The organism is Pseudomonas paraversuta (assembly GCF_904063065.1).
GTDB lineage: Bacteria > Pseudomonadota > Gammaproteobacteria > Pseudomonadales > Pseudomonadaceae > Aquipseudomonas > Aquipseudomonas paraversuta.
The window spans coordinates 532561-547501 of record NZ_CAJFCL010000001.1 but is presented as its reverse complement, the minus strand read 5'-3'; the positions used below and the strand labels follow the sequence as shown (position 1 = coordinate 547501).

The window sequence follows — 14941 nt, the reverse complement described above, 5'->3', positions numbered from 1 at the left end:
AGTCATCCTCAGTCGCGCATTTCGGTCTGGCGTTCAACGGGGTCGATCAGCACGGCTTTTTGCTGGCGCACCAGCAGGTCGAGAATCTCGCTCTGACGCTCACCCAGAATGCCGTTGAAGCTGATGCCGCTGGATTTGCTCGGGGCCAGCATCGATACCCGATACAGCTCGATGCTCAGGGGCGAGTCGATACTCAGCGGGCCGCTGCCGTTACCGGCCAGTTCGCCGCCCACCAGGATCAGTGACACCTGGGTGTCGAACGGGTCGAGGTCGATATCGCGATCGGTATCGGTCAAATCCTTGATGTGGCCGTAGATGCCGGTCAGGCCGTTGGCCAGGGCGATGTTTTCGTACAGCCGGATATTCACGCTGTTGCGCACCCGGATTCCGTGGCGACGGTTGTTGATCACCTTGTTGCCCCACAGCAGGTTGTCGCCGCTCTCGTACAGGGTGATGCCGTCGGTGTGGTTCTGGAAAATCTGGTTGTCGGCAATCAGGTTGTTGGAACTGTTGCGGTCGATCACCAGGCCCGACAACTTGTTGTCATGGCTGCGGTTGTTGAAGATGAAGCTGTCGTTCACCTCGCGGGAAATGATGATCCCGTGCTTGCGCTGGGTCCCGAATACATCGTTGTCGGCGATGATCAGCCCGCGGGAACGGTCATGGGGGTCGATGCCGTAGACGATGTTGTCGCGGTAGGTGTTGCCCTTGACTACAAAGTCGCGGGTTTCATAGCAGTAGAAGCCGTACCACATGTCCGAGAATTCGGAGCCCAGGATCCAGCCGGTGGGCTCATCGCGCTTGACCACCTTGGCCATGTTGGGTGTGTACTGGGAAATACTCACCCCGTACGACTTGCTGTTGGCGTAGCCGAAGCTGGCCATTGTGCTGTTGACGATATAAGTCTCGGTGCCACCCCAGGCCAGCAGGAACGGGCGAAACTCTTTGGCATCACGGAAGGTCGCCGGGCCGTTGGCCTTTTCGCGCCAGCCGGTAACCTTGGTGTCGCGTACGAACAGCTGGCCGTCGTTGACCATGAACGCACCGGCTTCTTCGGACAGGCGCAGCTCCCTGGTGCTGCTGTCGATGTCCAGAATGCCCTTGTGCCCGACCACGATCGGCAAGCGTGCCAGGTACACCCCCGGTGCGGTTTCGCTGAAGTATTTTTTCGGCAGGCGGCGGGCCAGATCCTTGAGGTTTACATAGCCGTCGTCGATGAAAATTGCCTGGGGGATACCGCCCTGGCGCACCACCCATTCGGCCATCTTGTTGTCGCCGCCGATGAAATCCTTGAGGGCGTTTTCCTGCATCATGCGGCGCACGCTGACCTTGCCGGCGGTGCTGCGCACGATCTTGGCCGCAACTGCTTCGGCGGTGTAGCCGCTGGTGTCGGGCAGTGCCGGTTTGGCTATTTCCAGCGGCGCACTGGGGGCAGTACGCACGGTATAGGTCCTGGCCTGTTGCAGCTCTTTGGCCAGGCCCGGGCGCAGTGGCTCGACATTGCCAAAGGCGACTGAACTTGCCAGCAGCAGGGCGCCGGCCAGCAGGCTGATTGCGCCTTTATTGGCAGGATGGTTCATCTCTCGCACTCCCGTTGGCGTGGTCATCAGAAGCGCCAGATCACGTCGACAAACGCGCGGTGCATGTATGAGTCGACGCTTTTGCCGTAGGCATCGCCGGGCTTGAATACACCGCCGCGAAAGCGCACCAGCGCCGAAGGTTCATCGATGGACTGGCTGAGGGCGGCCGGCAGCAGGCCTTGTTTGAAGTACTTGGTGACCACCAGATCCATTTCCTGACCGAGGTCGTTTTTGCCGTCGACCAGCGGCAGCGAGGTGCTGGAGAGCAGGCCGCTGGTGGGGTCTTCGCTGTTTTCTACGGCATTGATACCGTTGCTGCCCACCGGTTTGCTGGCGTCGACGCGCCAGAACTTGTGATAGACCAGGCTGGCGTCGTAGTCCTCGCGCAACTGCCACGAGGTGAACAGGCTGGCGCTCTGGATGTTCTGCATCTCGCCACGGAAGGCTTCGCCGAAACGGTGGACCCGCGAGCGGGTGCCGGTGAAGCTGGAGCGGTTGCTCTCAAGCCCGGTCTGCTGGTAGTCGGCGCTGGCCCGGGAGTAGGCAGCGCCCACTTGCCAGTTCGGATCAAGGCGCAAACGTACCCCCAGGTCGGTGGCCCAGCCGTCGACGTCGTCACTGGTTTTGGCGCCGGCGAGGGTGCGCCCGTCGACCGTCGAGGTGGCCAGGGTGTCGCGCTTGCCGGTCATGCCGGTGACGCTGGCCCAGTAATTGACGGTGTTGCTGTTGCGGTAGTTGTAGGCGTCGCTGTTGGCCTCGATACCGAGCCAGGTCAGGTCGCCGTTACGGGTTTTATCCAGGGCGTCGACTTCTGCGCCTTCGTGTTTGAGCTTGCCGTCGTCGTGGCTGTGGTGGGCGCGGACGCCGACCCATTGGCCGGGCTGCCATTGCGCCGAAATGTCGCCGTACAGGTGCAACCGGTCCTGATCGTCCGGGGCCAGTTCGCTGAGGTCGGTGCGGTACTCGCTGAAGCGCTGCGCAGCACCGAGGTTGGCCTTGAGCAGGGTGGTGTCGAAGGTCCAGTTCAGGGCTTCGATATTGGTATCGCGCCACATGCCGTCATCGTTGTGCAGGCGCTGGCGTCCGAGTTTGAGCTGCTCGCCGGGGTAAGCGGTGAAGCCTTTGTAGCCGATCCAGAATTCGCGCAAAGCCAGATAGCTTTTGTCCGGTTGGCGCGCGTCATTGCCGCTGCTCGATTGCTCTTGATCGGACTGCTGCAGGGTATCGGTTTCAATAATGTCGCTGGAGGTCACGGCCTGGCCCATGGCGTAGGCGCTCCAGTTACCGCGCTCGCCATATACCCAGGGGCGCAGGTCCAGACCCACGCCGTTGACGTCGCCTCCCTCGCGGGTGCCCAGGTCGCGGTCGTCTTCGGACTGGGCGGTGACTTTCAGGTCCAGCCCGAAATTCTGCTCGTCGGTCAGGGCGGCCAGGGTCGGACACGACCACAGCAGGGCGAAAGACAGACCAATGCCGGCTTTCACAAAGGGATTCAGGGTCATAGGGCTTCCTCGCCGTTTTCTTGTTCCAGCGACTGCACGGCCAGGGCGTTCTGGCTCAGGCTGGCACGCAGCGCTTGTTCTTTTTGCAGCAGGCGCCGGGCTTGTGCGCGCTGCTCTACGGGTAACTGCTCGTCGAGTTGCGCGGCCAGCTCGTTGCCCTGCGGGGTGTCCTGGACTTTGGCCAACTGGCTGAATACATAGGCATTGAGCAGGTTGGGGCGGGTGCCCTTGCCCTGGGAGAACAGCTGGGCGATGGCGAAGTCGGCGCTGTTCTGGCCGTTGCGGGCGGCCTTGAGCAAATGATCGAGGGCTTTTTGCGGGTAGACCTGGCCCAGGTAGCCCCGGCGGTAGATCTGCCCCAGGTAGTAATCGGCGGCCACTTCTTTATCCACTGCCTGCAGGAAATGCGCCTCGGCTTTTGCAGCGTCCGGGGTCAGCCACTTGCCGTCGTAGTACAGCTTGCCCAGCAACAGTTCGGCTCGCGGCTGGTCTGCGGCCCGGCCGTTGTCCAGGTACTCCTGCAATTGCGCGACATCGCCTTGTTCCGGGAAGTCATAGAGCAGTTGCGCGAGGCTGACCCAGGACGCCGGGTAAACCGGTGCGATGTTCTCCAGCAACGACTTGGCCGTGTCCGGGTCGGGAGTGCCGAAGGCGGTCAGCACCCGGGCGACCCCGTCGACCCGCTGGGCTGATGCCGTGCCACGGCTGTAAGCGTTTTGCAGTTGCTTGAGCAGGTGTGCCTGTTGCTCGGTTTTGCCTTGTTTCTGATAAACCGTGGCCAGCTCGACGTAGCAGCTGTCATTGCTGGCCAGCGCCTGTTTGCAGATGGATTCGACTTGATCCAGATGCTGGTCGTAGGTGTCCTGGATGCGATAGAGGGCAATTTGTGCCAGGCCCGCCTGGGGATAGCCGGCCGCGAGCCACTGGCTGATTTGTTGCTGCGGGTTGACCTCGGGGAAGCTCTGCGGATGCTGCAAATACAGCATGGCCAAAGGCGTGAGGCTGCTGGCGTCGCCGCTGGCAAAGGCTTGCTTGAGCAAGGTTTGCGCTTCGTGCAGTTCGGCTTCGCTGGCGCCTGGCTTGGCTGCCAGCAAGCGACCCAGGCGCGCCTTGGCCCGGGGCGAAGTTTTCGCCGCTGCCCGGTAGGTGGCTTCGGCTTTTTTCAATTGCCCGGCGTCGCGGCTTTGCATCCAGATATCGGCCAGGCCTACCTGGGCCTCGGTGTAGCCCAGGTCTGCCAGCACTTGGTAGTTCTGTTGCGCGGTGGCGATATCGCCGCGCTTGAGCGCTTCATTGGCCAGGCGTTGATCGGGCAGGCCGGAACAGCCGGCCAGGGCGATGGCCAGCAGACATAGCGCGGTAATCTTGTGGGAGCTGGCTTGCCAGCGATACGGTCCATGGGGTTGGCCTGCAACACCGGGGGGATGCAATCGCTGGCAAGCCAGCTCCCACAGCTGATTGGGGGTAGGGTTTGTCATGGTTAAAGACCCGCGGCCATGGCTTTGTCGATCAGCCAGTTCAGCGACGGCCCCCGGTCGCTGCTGACCTCAACCGGGCGGCCGGTGAGGGCGCTGTCGAGCGGGGCGTCCGGCTTGATTTGCACGCGGATGTCCGAGGACAGGTTGTCGCTGTCCAGGCTGGTGCTGCTGATGATCTTGCCGCTGCGCACGGCGTCTTCACCGGCCACCTGGAAGTTGACCCGGGTGCCGGGCAGTACGTTGCCAAACTGGCGATAGCTGAAGCGTGCTGCCACGTCGGCTTCACTGTTGCGCGGTACCAGTTTGAAAATCACGTCGCCCTTGCTGGCGTACTGGCCGTTGGCGACCAGTTGCTCGGCAACCACGCAGTCACAAGGCGAGGTCAGGGTGCCGGTCATTTGCTTGCCGAACAGGGTTTCGATGTTTTCGGGTTGCAGCTGGTTTTCGTCCAGATGGCCCTTGAGCACATCGAGCATGCTGGTGCTGAAGGTGGCCAGGGGCGCGCCGTTGGCCGCCAGCTGGTCATCCTTGATCAGGCTTTGCACGGTGCCGTCGCGGGGCATGGTGATGTTCAGGCCCTGCACGCTGACCAGTGCCGACTGGGCGTGGGTCACGAAGTACAGGCCGTAGACCGATTTGGCCACGAAGCCGAAGGCCAGCAGGCCGACGACAAAAATCCCGGCGCTGAAGGTGACGGCTTTGAACCGCCCGAATGGGCTCATGCCGCTGCCACCGTCCTTGACCTTGCGCGCCTTGGTGAAGTTGTCGCGCTGCAGGGTGGCCAGGACTTCGCCCATGGTCACGATGTCGCCGCTCAGGTGCGAGGTGATGAGGTGGCGCAAGGTGGCAATGTCTTGCAGGTCGAGGTTCTGGAACTGGCAGCCGACGCGACCGGTCTGGCGGTCTGCGTTGCGCACCAGCAGGTCGACGTCCATCGTCAGGCCCAGGTTGTCGATCACAAACTGTAAGCGCCCCTTGATCAGGTCGCCGGCCTTGAAAGTCTGGTTGGCGGCGTTGAAGCTCAGGCCCCCGGCCGAGAGGTCAATCAGCTTGACCTCCATCGGCGTACGATCGGCGCCGGAAAAGTGCAGCCTGGCCGGGATTTTGACCCGCGCATGCTGACGCTGGGCTTCAGATTCGTGGACAACGTTGGCGTTTACTTGAGTGTTCATAAGGTCTTGTTCCTGGTTAATTCGATCGAAGCGGTTCAGACCATCAGCAACAGCACGGCGACGAAGATGCTGCCGGCGGAGAAGGTCATGGTCCGGGACGACCAGGTGTTGAACCAACGTTGAAAGCTGGCCAGATCACGGGTCAATTTGGTGTCCTGACGGGTCCAGGATTGCTGGTCGAGGCGGAAGAACACGTAGATCTTCACCAGGGCGCCAACGATCTGGTTGTAATAAAGAATCAGCGGGTAGGCCGGGCCGATCCGGTGCCCGGAGCAGGCGAGTAGCAGGGTCAGAATCAGGCGGGTGAAACCGATCCACAGCAGGTAGGCGATGAGGAAACTGATGCCGTATCGGGCCGTGGCGATCAGCGCGGCGGTCAGGCCCAGCAAAGAGGTCCACATCGATACCCGCTGGTCGAACAGCACCAGGCTGGTGAACAGGCCCAGGCGTTTGACCCCCAGGCCCAGGGCCCGGGCGTTCTGGCGCAGGTTGTTGCCGTACCAGCGAAACATCAGTTTGCGGCTGGCCTTGATAAAGCTTTTTTCCGGCGGGTGTTCCACGGTGTAGATGGCGGCGTCCGGCACGTAGAAGGTGTCGTAACCCAGGCGCATCAGGCTGAACCAGCTGGACTTGTCATCGCCGGTCAAAAACTTGAAGCGGCCCAGGCGCCAGTGCTGCAGCGAGTCGCTTTCCACATCGGCGATAAAGGCCGGGTCGGTGACTACATTGGCGCGGAATACCGACATGCGCCCGGTCATGGTCAGTACGCGTTTGGACAGGGCCATGGAGCACATGTTGATATGGCGCTGGGCGAAGCGCAGCTTGTGCCATTCGCTCATGATGTAGCCGCCGCGCACTTCACAGAATTCGTTGGTGGTGAGGCCGCCGACATTGCCGAACAGCTGAAACCAGGGCACGGTTTTGCGTACTACGCCGGGGGCGAGCACGGTGTCGCCGTCAATCACTGCAACCACTGCGCGGTCATCCGGCAGATGGCGGGAGATGGCGCGAAAACCAAAGGCCAGGCCATCGCGCTTGCCGGTGCCGGCGATGCGTACGAAGTCCAGTTTGACCCGGGCTGGCGGGTTGAGGCGTTGCCACATGCTTTTGACCAGCAACTCATCGGACATCTCGACCAGCGAGCAGACGATGGTGGTGGGCAGGCCGCAGTCGATCGCTTCACGAATCACCGAGCTGTACACCTGGGCGGTGGTCAGGGCGTCGATGCGAAAACTGGTGACCATCAGGAACACGTGGGAGGGGTCGGCAGACGTGCCCAGCTTGCGCACTTTGCGCCGCAGGTGCGGGTACACCACATATAAAAACAGCATGCCGCGCAGGAAGTGCGTGGCACCCATTGAGTAGCGCCAGATACCCACGGCGCCAATCAGGAAAATAAAGTTTTTCGATTCGGCGTCGAAGATCGATGTCGGCAGCGCCAGGGCGAGACCCATCAACAGTGTCAGGTAAAACAGCCAACCGGCGGCCTGGAGAAGGCCGTTTTTAAGCCTGGGCATGATCAGTATCCGTTTGGGTTCTGCGCGGCCCCGCAGGAGCGAGCAAGCTCGCTCCTGCGGGGGGATATCGGTTTGTTACCAGCAGATGCCTTCAGTGCGGCCGGTTACGCTGGTGGCCCTGGACATGAAGCCCACCAGGTCGATCACTTGTTTGCCGTGGGGGGCGTTTTGCGCCAGGGCGCGGAATTTTTCGTCGCGGTTACCCAGGATGATCAGGTCGCTGTTGTTGATCACTGCGTCAAAGTCCGAGTTGAGCAGGGACGAGACGTGGGGGATTTTCGATTCGATGTAGTCTTTGTTCGAACCATGAACACGGGCGTATTCGACGTTGGTGTCGTAGATGCTCAACTCGAACCCTTTGCCGATCAGCATTTCGGCCAGTTCAACCAGCGGGCTTTCACGCAGGTCATCGGTACCGGCCTTGAAGCTCAGACCGAGCAGGGCGACTTTGCGTTTGTCGTGGCTGGCGACGATGTCGAAGGCGTTCTGTACTTGTGATTCGTTGCTGCGCATCAGTGAGTTGAGCAACGGTGCTGCAACGTCCAGGGAGCCGGCACGGAAGGTCAGTGCACGGACATCCTTGGGCAGGCACGAGCCGCCGAAGGCAAAGCCGGGGCGCATGTAGTACTGCGAGAGGTTGAGGGTTTTGTCCTGGCACACCACGTCCATCACTTCGCGGCCATCCACGCCGACTGCTTTGGCGATGTTGCCGATTTCGTTGGCGAAGGTCACTTTGGTGGCGTGCCACACGTTGCAGGTGTACTTGATCATCTCGGCCACTTCGATGTCCTTGCGGATAATCGGGGCGTCGAGTTCTTCGTACAGTGCCTGCAGCACATCCCCGGAGGCGGTGTCGAGTTCGCCGATCACGGTCATTGGTGGCTGGTCGTAGTCGGCGATGGCGGTGCTTTCACGCAGGAACTCAGGGTTTACTGCGACCCCGAAGTCGATACCGGCTTTTTTGCCCGAGCATTGCTCAAGGATCGGGATCACGACATTTTTCACGGTGCCCGGCAATACGGTGCTGCGTACCACGATGGTATGGCGCGAGGTTTTGTCACGCAGCACCGCGCCGATTTCACGGCACACCGCTTCGATGTAGTTGAGTTCCAGGTCGCCGTTTTTCTTGCTCGGTGTGCCGACGCAAATCATCGACAGATCGCTTTCACGAATCGCCGAGGCAAAATGGGTAGTACCGCGCAGGCGGCCGGTCTGGATGCCCCGGGCCAGCAGTTCGCCCAGGCCGGGTTCAACGATGGGCGACTTGCCGAGGTTGATCAGGTCGATTTTATCCTGGGAAATATCCACTCCGATAACTTCGTGGCCACGTGCAGAGAGGCAACCGGCGCACACGGCACCGACGTAACCCAAACCAAATATGCTAATGCGCATCGCGTATACCTCTGTCATCTAAAGTGTGGGCGAGCCAGGAATTACGGCGAATAAAGTCCGCAACGCCAGGAATCGGCATTGTTAATGTTCAAACTTTTTTAAGTTGTGCGAATGGCAGTCAACTGATGATTTACTGCAAGGCGTGCCGGGTGAAGGGGGGCAGCCGTGTATTGTCGATGATCGTCTGTAAATCATTGGTTTTTAAACGATTTAATGCCGCTCGTGATGAGGGTTGACGCTCATCTTTATCATGCTTACTTCAGTCGTATATACCTTCGAAGTTGGAGCCTTGGTTGTAAGTCATATCCTACAATCCTTGTAATAAATGTTACGGGTTCTCTGAGCGGCGCTTATGGACATAGTTCCAATCCGTTGATCGCGTTTTCTCGGAATATGAACATTTATGAAAAAGATGGCACTGGTCTCATATTGATGGCACTTGAGGTTTGGCCCTTTAATTACGGGTAGTTAGTTGTGGCTAATAGTTAAGTGCCATTACCGGACAAAAAATAGGGTGCCATTACGAAAAAAATTCACCGTTGTCGAGTGAATTTAAGTTCATGGAGCACAGAGGCAGGATTTTTACAGCGCGACGCATGCTCTGTGGGGCAGAGCTGCGTCATAAGGGCGGGGGTTACTCGGGGGCGTGATCACGCAAGAAGACCAGAAGGTCAGGTTTTGACTGCTCGGCACTGTAGCGATAGCCCTGCTCATCGAACTGCTTGAGCAGTTCCGGGTTATTGATCCGCTCCTTGATCACAAAGCGGCTCATCATGCCCCGGGCTTTTTTCGCATAGAAGCTGATGATTTTGTGCTGACCGTTTTTCAGGTCCTTGAATTCGGTGTTGATGATGCGCGCGTTCAGGGCCGGTTTTTTGACCGCCGAGAAGTACTCGTTGGACGCCAGGTTGAGCAGCACGTCATCGCCCTGTTCGGCCAGAGCCTCGTTCAGCCATTCACTGATGCGCGTGCCCCAGAACGCGTAAAGATCCTTGCCCCGGGCATTGGCCAGCTTGGTGCCCATTTCCAGGCGGTACGGCATCATCAGGTCCAGTGGGCGCAGCAGGCCGTACAGGCCCGAGAGCATGCGCAGATGAGTCTGGGCGTAGTCAAAGTCGGCTTCACTGAAGTCCACGGCGTTGAGGCCGGTGTACACGTCGCCCTTGAAGGCCAGCAGCGCCTGCTTGGCGTTTTCCGGGGTGAAGGCCGGTGTCCAGCTACCGAAACGGGCGGCGTTGAGGCCCGACAGCTTGTCGGATAGATGCATCAGTTCGCCAATCTGTTGCGGGCTCAGCTCGCGCAATTGCTCGATCAACTCCTGGGAGTGGTCCAGGTATTGCGGCAGAGTGAACCGCGCAGTAGCCGGCGGCGTCTGGTAATCGAGGGTTTTGGCGGGTGAAATCACCATCAGCATGGGGTCGTCTCCTTTTAGCGTCGGGCGATTCTAGGCGCTGGCGGGTTTTGACTCCACCTATGGTGGTGATAGAAAGCCCTCGTCGCTGACAAGGTACAAGGTTGCAACAAGGGTCGAAGCAGCCTCAGCAAATCCTTTCGCAACCTCGTGCCTCGTCAGGGACTACGGTGCGGTTATAGTGCTGGCAGTTATTTAAAGGGGAACTGATCCGTGCGCATTGCTCTTTTTTTCTGCGCCTGGCTGCTGGGTTCGGGGGCTGTCGCCGCAACCAATGAACCCGCCACGCTGGACCGCAGCACCTGGCCCGAACAATTGCTCAGCCCGGCCTTGTTCGATGTGGCCTCGCGTGCCGAAATCCTGACCTTCGCCCGTGAATTGCTGACCAGCGAGGCACTTGATGACGACGCCCTGAAGCAGCGCCTGAATCTGAAAATCATCAACATCGACGAGATTGATGGCGTTCGGCGCAGGATGTGGCTGCGGCTGCTGGCCAATTATGATTTTGCCCAGCAAAGCTGCGACCAGGACGCATCGTTTTGTTATTACGTCGACGACATGGCCAGTTTGCGTGAGCAGGCCGGCAAGTTCGAAGTCGCCGATGATTCGTTTTATGCCGCCTGGGCCGGGCCGAGTCGCGAGTTTCACCGGCGCTATCTGGATGAGCAATTGCGCCTGGCGGCACTGTTCCCGCAAATCAGTAGCGAAATCGGTCTGTTTGGCGATCAGGAATTCAACGGCGACGAGATGAATGACCGGCTGTTCATGCTGACCTTTGACAGCGGTCCGACACAGTTGCCGGGCAACACGGACTGGTTGACCGACTATCTGCGCAAGCAGTCCATCAGTGCCACTTTCTTTGTCTTGGGCAACGGTCTGCAAGGGCGACTCGATAAAAGCTCGGAAGCGGCAGTGCAAGCGCTGTACAAGGGGCAATGCGTGGGCGTGCAGGGCTGGGAGTATCGTTCCCATAGCCATTGGCAAGACTGGCAGGGTTCGATCTTGCGCAGTGTGGCGTTGGTCAGGCAAGTGCTGCCGCAGAACTACGTTCCCCTGTTTCGTCCGCCTTATGGGCAGCGTCGGGCGGACAGCGCCGGGTTCTTTGGGGCACAAGGCTTGAAAGTGGCGCTATGGGACATTGATTCCCGGGACCTGGCTGCCAGCCTGACCGCCGAACAGTCGGCGCAACGGGTGTTGAGCCTGATGCTGCTGTGGCGCCATGGGGTTATTGTCTTTCACGATACCCAGGACAAGGTGCGCAGTGCAGTGCCCTGGCTATTGAAGGCGACGGCGCAGAGCGGGCTTGGCTGGGAGGATTGCGCGAAGGCTATGTAGGAGCGAGCTTTTCAAACAGCTCGTTCCTGCGGGGCTGGGGTAACAAAAGATTACATATAGACCTCTGACTCTAGCTGCGCTTCGGGAATGCGCCAAGGCTATTCGTCAGTCTGAAAAATAAATTCCTTATTCGTTAAAAATCCTTTTTTTTGTCACACGTTTAGGAGTATTACGAAGACAGACCGCCGAAACCTGCACCACAGGTGGCGTCTTCCAGGACCCATCGGGAAGGGTATTCATCTGAACGCATCAGATGAGTTCGGCAGTCACTTCGAGGCGCAGCACTGTTGAGGTATTGCGTCGAATGGCTCCCACAAAGGTGACCGAGTATGGATGATCACGGACGCACTCCTTCTTCCAACCAGCCAATCCTTTATGTGCTCGATACCAATGTTCTGATTCACGATCCAAACGCATTGCTTAACTTCGAGGAACACCACGTCACCATCCCGATGACGGTGCTCGAAGAGCTCGACAAACTCAAAACCGGCAAATTACTGGTGGCTGCGGAGTGTCGCCAGGCGATACGTCTGATTGATCAGACACTGGGCGCGTCTTCTCCCGAAGACGTCGAGTTGGGCGTACCTATTCTGCGGGGCAAAAGCGGTCCCAAAGGCTTTTTATCGATTCTGATGAACAAGCGCCGGGAGCCCAACGCGCTGCTGCCTGAAAACCTCAACGACAACATCATCATCAACCAGCTGATCGATCTGCATACCCGTGACCCTGCGCGGCGTGTGGTGCTGGTGACCAAAGACATCAACATGCGCCTCAAGGCCCGGGCGTGCGGGATCGCCTCCGAGGACTACAGCACTGACCAGCTGGTTGACGACGTGGCGCTGCTGCCCCGTGGCTATCACACCATGACGGGCTCGTTCTGGGACCGGGTCAGCAAAGTCGAAACCCGTCAGGGCCATGGCCGTACCTGGCATCAGGTGCAGTTGATCGACAACCTGCCGGCCGTGCATATCAACGAGTTCATCATTGATGAACAGGGTTTTGTCGGCTGGATCAAAGAGATCCGCAAGGACCACCTGCTGATTCTCGACCTGCATCAGGAGCCGCTGCTGCATCAGGAAGCGTGGGGGCTCAAACCGCGGGATATCTATCAGGCGCTGGCGCTGTTTGCCTTGCTTGATCCGGACATTCATCTGGTCAACCTGTCGGGTGCGGCGGGTTCGGGGAAAACCATTCTGGCGCTGGCCGCCGCCATCGAACAAACCATGGTCAGCAAGCGCTACCGGCGCATTATCTGTACCCGCAGCGTGCAAGGGCTGGATCAGGAAATCGGCTTCTTGCCGGGCACCGAAGCCGAGAAAATGGAACCCTGGCTGGGGGCCATCACCGATAACCTTGAAGCCTTGCATATGGAGGACGAAAACACCCATGGCAGCGTTGATTACATCCTGAGCAAGGTGCCGTTGCAGTTCAAATCCCTGAACTACATCCGTGGCCGCAGCTTCCAGCAAAGCCTGATCCTGATTGACGAGTGCCAGAACCTGACACCGCACCAGATGAAAACCATCATCACCCGTGCGGGCGCAGGTTCGAAAGTGGTGTGCCTGGGCAACCTGGCACAGATCGATACGCCTTACCTGTCGGCCACCAGTTCGGGGCTGACCTACCTGACGGAGCGTTTCAAGGACTTCCCCAACGGTGTGCACATCGCCCTGCAAGGGGTACCGCGTTCGATTCTGGCCGAGTACGCCGAATCTCACCTCTGAGTTAACCCGGCAATAAACCTGTAGGAGCGAGTTTGCTCGCGAGCTTTTGAACAGCTCGCGAGCAAGCTCGCTCCTGCTTCAGTAGCCTGAGGTAAGCTTGCTCGGCTTACGCGCTGTTGCCGTGTGTTGTTCGGGTTCAGGCATGCAGCGCTCCCAGGAGTTGGCCAAGACAGGAGAGTCGGGTGTTATTGCGTAATATCGATTTGAATTTGTTGGTGGTGCTCGATGCGCTGCTGACTGAAAAACACGTGACCCGTACCGGAGTCCGTTTGCATTTGAGTCAGCCCGCCATCAGCCACTCGCTGAATAAACTCAGGGTGTTGCTCGATGATCCGTTGCTGATTCGCCAGGGCAACGAGGTGGTGCTCAGTGCGTTGGCGCAAAACCTTCAGGCGCCACTCAAGGAGATCCTGGGGCAGATTGAAACCTTGCTCGGCCAGTCCATCGACTTTGTGCCGGCAGACTCGCAACGTACCTTGCGCATAGCCATGTCCGATTACGGGGCCGCGATCGTGCTGCCAAAATTGCTGGTGCAGCTCAGGGCGCAGGCGCCGGGCACCTCGCTGGTGGTAATCCAGGACAGCCGCCTTGGCATGCTTGAGCAAGTGGGGCAGGGCAGGATCGACCTGGCCATCGGTGTGTTTCCCGCTCCGGGGGCGGATATCTGCACTGAGGTGCTGTTTGAAGAAACCTTTACCTGCCTGCTCGACCGCCGTTCTCTGCCTGAAAATGGTGTGCTTGATCTGGACAGCTACCTGGCGCGCCCGCACCTGCTGGTGTCGATGGACGGCAACACCCGGGGAGAGGTCGATAACGTCCTGCGGGCCCGGGGTTTAAAACGTCGGGTGGCGATCAACGTGCCTCATTGGGGCACGGCCCCCGGGATGATTGCCGATACCGACCTGATCCTCACCGTGGCCACCCGCACCCTGACCAACGTGCCGTTTGGCGACACCCTGGTGGCAATGGCGCCGCCGCTGACGGTTGCCCCGTTCAACTATGTGCAGGCCTGGCATAACCGTTTTAACCAGGACCCGGCCCATCGCTGGTTGCGCGAACTGGTCAGGCAGGTGAGTGCCTGATCCTCTGATCTCCGATCTCCTGATCTTTCGATCTTTCGATCTTTCGATCTTTCGATCTTTCGATCTGTAGGAGCGAGCTTTTGATCTTGAAGAGCTCGCGAGCAAGCTCGCTCCTACAGTTTTGGCAGTTTTGGCAGTGTTGGCATTTGGAGCAGTTTTGGTGGTTGAGGCAGTTGAGACAGTTGAATCATTCCGTCAGCCCCGTGAGGCGATGACAAACCCCGCCAGCACTACGCTCACCCCGAGGATTTTCTGCAGGCCCGGAGTGTTCTTTGGCAGTCCGAGCAAGCCGAAGTAATCAATCACCAGGGAAATAATCAACTGGCCCAGCACCACTGCCATGATGAAATTGAGTGCACCCAGGCGCGGTACGCTGATCAGCGCGACGGTGATGTAGAACACGCCGGCCAGGCCGCCGAGCCAGATCCACCAGGGGCCGTTCAGCAAGGCGCCAAGGTGGGGGCGCGGGACTTTGACGATAAGCATCACCAGCGCAATGGCGACACTGCTGACCAGCAATGAAATGACGGTGGCCCAGAATGGATGTCCCAGCGTCACCCCCAGCCGGGCGTTGCTGGCGGCCTGCAAGGGCACCGCAACGCCGGCCAGCAGGCTCAGGGCAATGGCAATAAATAGTGGCATGAGTACGGTCTCCAAAGTTTCAACCGTTGTACGGCCAAGACGCGCAGGTGGCCAATTCGATGTTCTGATGCGCGGTATTCGCGGGGTCGATGGCCTTGAGCCGGGC

11 protein-coding genes are annotated in these 14941 nt (G+C 59.2%); 3 read left to right on the top strand and 8 right to left on the bottom strand.

Annotated features, from left to right (window positions below):
• Positions 1 to 8: 8 nt before the first annotated feature.
• From algG to yaaA, 7 genes are all read right to left on the bottom strand, one after another.
• Positions 9 to 1580 carry a mannuronan 5-epimerase AlgG gene (gene algG, locus JQ845_RS02500; RefSeq protein WP_202210994.1) on the bottom strand — a complete coding sequence of 524 codons (1572 nt, stop codon included), beginning with the start codon at positions 1578 to 1580 and terminating at the stop codon, positions 9 to 11.
• Positions 1581 to 1606: 26 nt separating this feature from the next.
• The gene (locus JQ845_RS02495) at positions 1607 to 3082 is read right to left on the bottom strand and encodes an alginate export family protein (RefSeq protein ID WP_010656006.1); all 1476 of its coding nucleotides are present in this window, start codon (positions 3080 to 3082) and stop codon (positions 1607 to 1609) included.
• The gene (gene algK / locus JQ845_RS02490; RefSeq protein ID WP_003440091.1) at positions 3079 to 4560 is read right to left on the bottom strand and encodes an alginate biosynthesis TPR repeat lipoprotein AlgK; all 1482 of its coding nucleotides are present in this window, start codon (positions 4558 to 4560) and stop codon (positions 3079 to 3081) included. The genes JQ845_RS02495 and algK overlap by 4 nt, the downstream gene beginning before the upstream one ends.
• 2 nt (positions 4561 to 4562) lie before the next feature.
• The gene (locus JQ845_RS02485; protein WP_161717964.1) at positions 4563 to 5732 is read right to left on the bottom strand and encodes an alginate biosynthesis protein Alg44; all 1170 of its coding nucleotides are present in this window, start codon (positions 5730 to 5732) and stop codon (positions 4563 to 4565) included.
• Between the two features lie 35 nt (positions 5733 to 5767).
• Positions 5768 to 7249 carry a mannuronan synthase gene (gene alg8, locus JQ845_RS02480; RefSeq protein ID WP_413242954.1) on the bottom strand — a complete coding sequence of 494 codons (1482 nt, stop codon included), beginning with the start codon at positions 7247 to 7249 and terminating at the stop codon, positions 5768 to 5770.
• Positions 7250 to 7324: 75 nt separating this feature from the next.
• On the bottom strand, positions 7325 to 8641 hold the full coding sequence (locus tag JQ845_RS02475) for a nucleotide sugar dehydrogenase (protein ID WP_010656001.1): 1317 nt from the start codon (positions 8639 to 8641) through the stop codon (positions 7325 to 7327).
• Between the two features lie 634 nt (positions 8642 to 9275).
• A complete protein-coding gene (gene yaaA, locus JQ845_RS02470) occupies positions 9276 to 10055 on the bottom strand; it encodes a peroxide stress protein YaaA (RefSeq protein ID WP_003440096.1) in 780 nt (259 codons plus the stop codon).
• Between the two features lie 210 nt (positions 10056 to 10265).
• Here yaaA and JQ845_RS02465 point away from each other — a divergent pair, with 210 nt between their 5' ends.
• From JQ845_RS02465 to JQ845_RS02455, 3 genes are all read left to right on the top strand, one after another.
• Complete coding sequence (locus JQ845_RS02465; protein WP_010656000.1) at positions 10266 to 11387, top strand: polysaccharide deacetylase family protein; 1122 nt, start codon at positions 10266 to 10268, stop codon at positions 11385 to 11387.
• Positions 11388 to 11716: 329 nt separating this feature from the next.
• The gene (locus JQ845_RS02460) at positions 11717 to 13111 is read left to right on the top strand and encodes a PhoH family protein (protein WP_003440099.1); all 1395 of its coding nucleotides are present in this window, start codon (positions 11717 to 11719) and stop codon (positions 13109 to 13111) included.
• 182 nt (positions 13112 to 13293) lie between these two features.
• Positions 13294 to 14193 carry a LysR family transcriptional regulator gene (locus tag JQ845_RS02455; RefSeq protein ID WP_203008100.1) on the top strand — a complete coding sequence of 300 codons (900 nt, stop codon included), beginning with the start codon at positions 13294 to 13296 and terminating at the stop codon, positions 14191 to 14193.
• A gap of 195 nt (positions 14194 to 14388) precedes the next feature.
• Here the strand turns inward: JQ845_RS02455 and JQ845_RS02450 are convergent, their stop codons facing one another.
• The gene (locus JQ845_RS02450; RefSeq protein WP_003440103.1) at positions 14389 to 14835 is read right to left on the bottom strand and encodes a DMT family transporter; all 447 of its coding nucleotides are present in this window, start codon (positions 14833 to 14835) and stop codon (positions 14389 to 14391) included.
• Positions 14836 to 14941: the final 106 nt, after the last annotated feature.

Excerpts from the sequence above, each read along its gene's own strand:
- algG (WP_202210994.1), bottom strand. The coding sequence starts at position 1,580 with ATGAACCATCCTGCCAATAAAGGCGCAATCAGCCTGCTGGCCGGCGCC.
- JQ845_RS02495 (WP_010656006.1), bottom strand. The coding sequence starts at position 3,082 with ATGACCCTGAATCCCTTTGTGAAAGCCGGCATTGGTCTGTCTTTCGCC.
- algK (WP_003440091.1), bottom strand. The coding sequence starts at position 4,560 with ATGACAAACCCTACCCCCAATCAGCTGTGGGAGCTGGCTTGCCAGCGA.
- JQ845_RS02485 (WP_161717964.1), bottom strand. The coding sequence starts at position 5,732 with ATGAACACTCAAGTAAACGCCAACGTTGTCCACGAATCTGAAGCCCAG.
- alg8 (WP_413242954.1), bottom strand. The coding sequence starts at position 7,249 with ATGCCCAGGCTTAAAAACGGCCTTCTCCAGGCCGCCGGTTGGCTGTTT.
- JQ845_RS02475 (WP_010656001.1), bottom strand. The coding sequence starts at position 8,641 with ATGCGCATTAGCATATTTGGTTTGGGTTACGTCGGTGCCGTGTGCGCC.
- yaaA (WP_003440096.1), bottom strand. The coding sequence starts at position 10,055 with ATGCTGATGGTGATTTCACCCGCCAAAACCCTCGATTACCAGACGCCG.
- JQ845_RS02460 (WP_003440099.1), top strand. The coding sequence starts at position 11,717 with ATGGATGATCACGGACGCACTCCTTCTTCCAACCAGCCAATCCTTTAT.
- JQ845_RS02450 (WP_003440103.1), bottom strand. The coding sequence starts at position 14,835 with ATGCCACTATTTATTGCCATTGCCCTGAGCCTGCTGGCCGGCGTTGCG.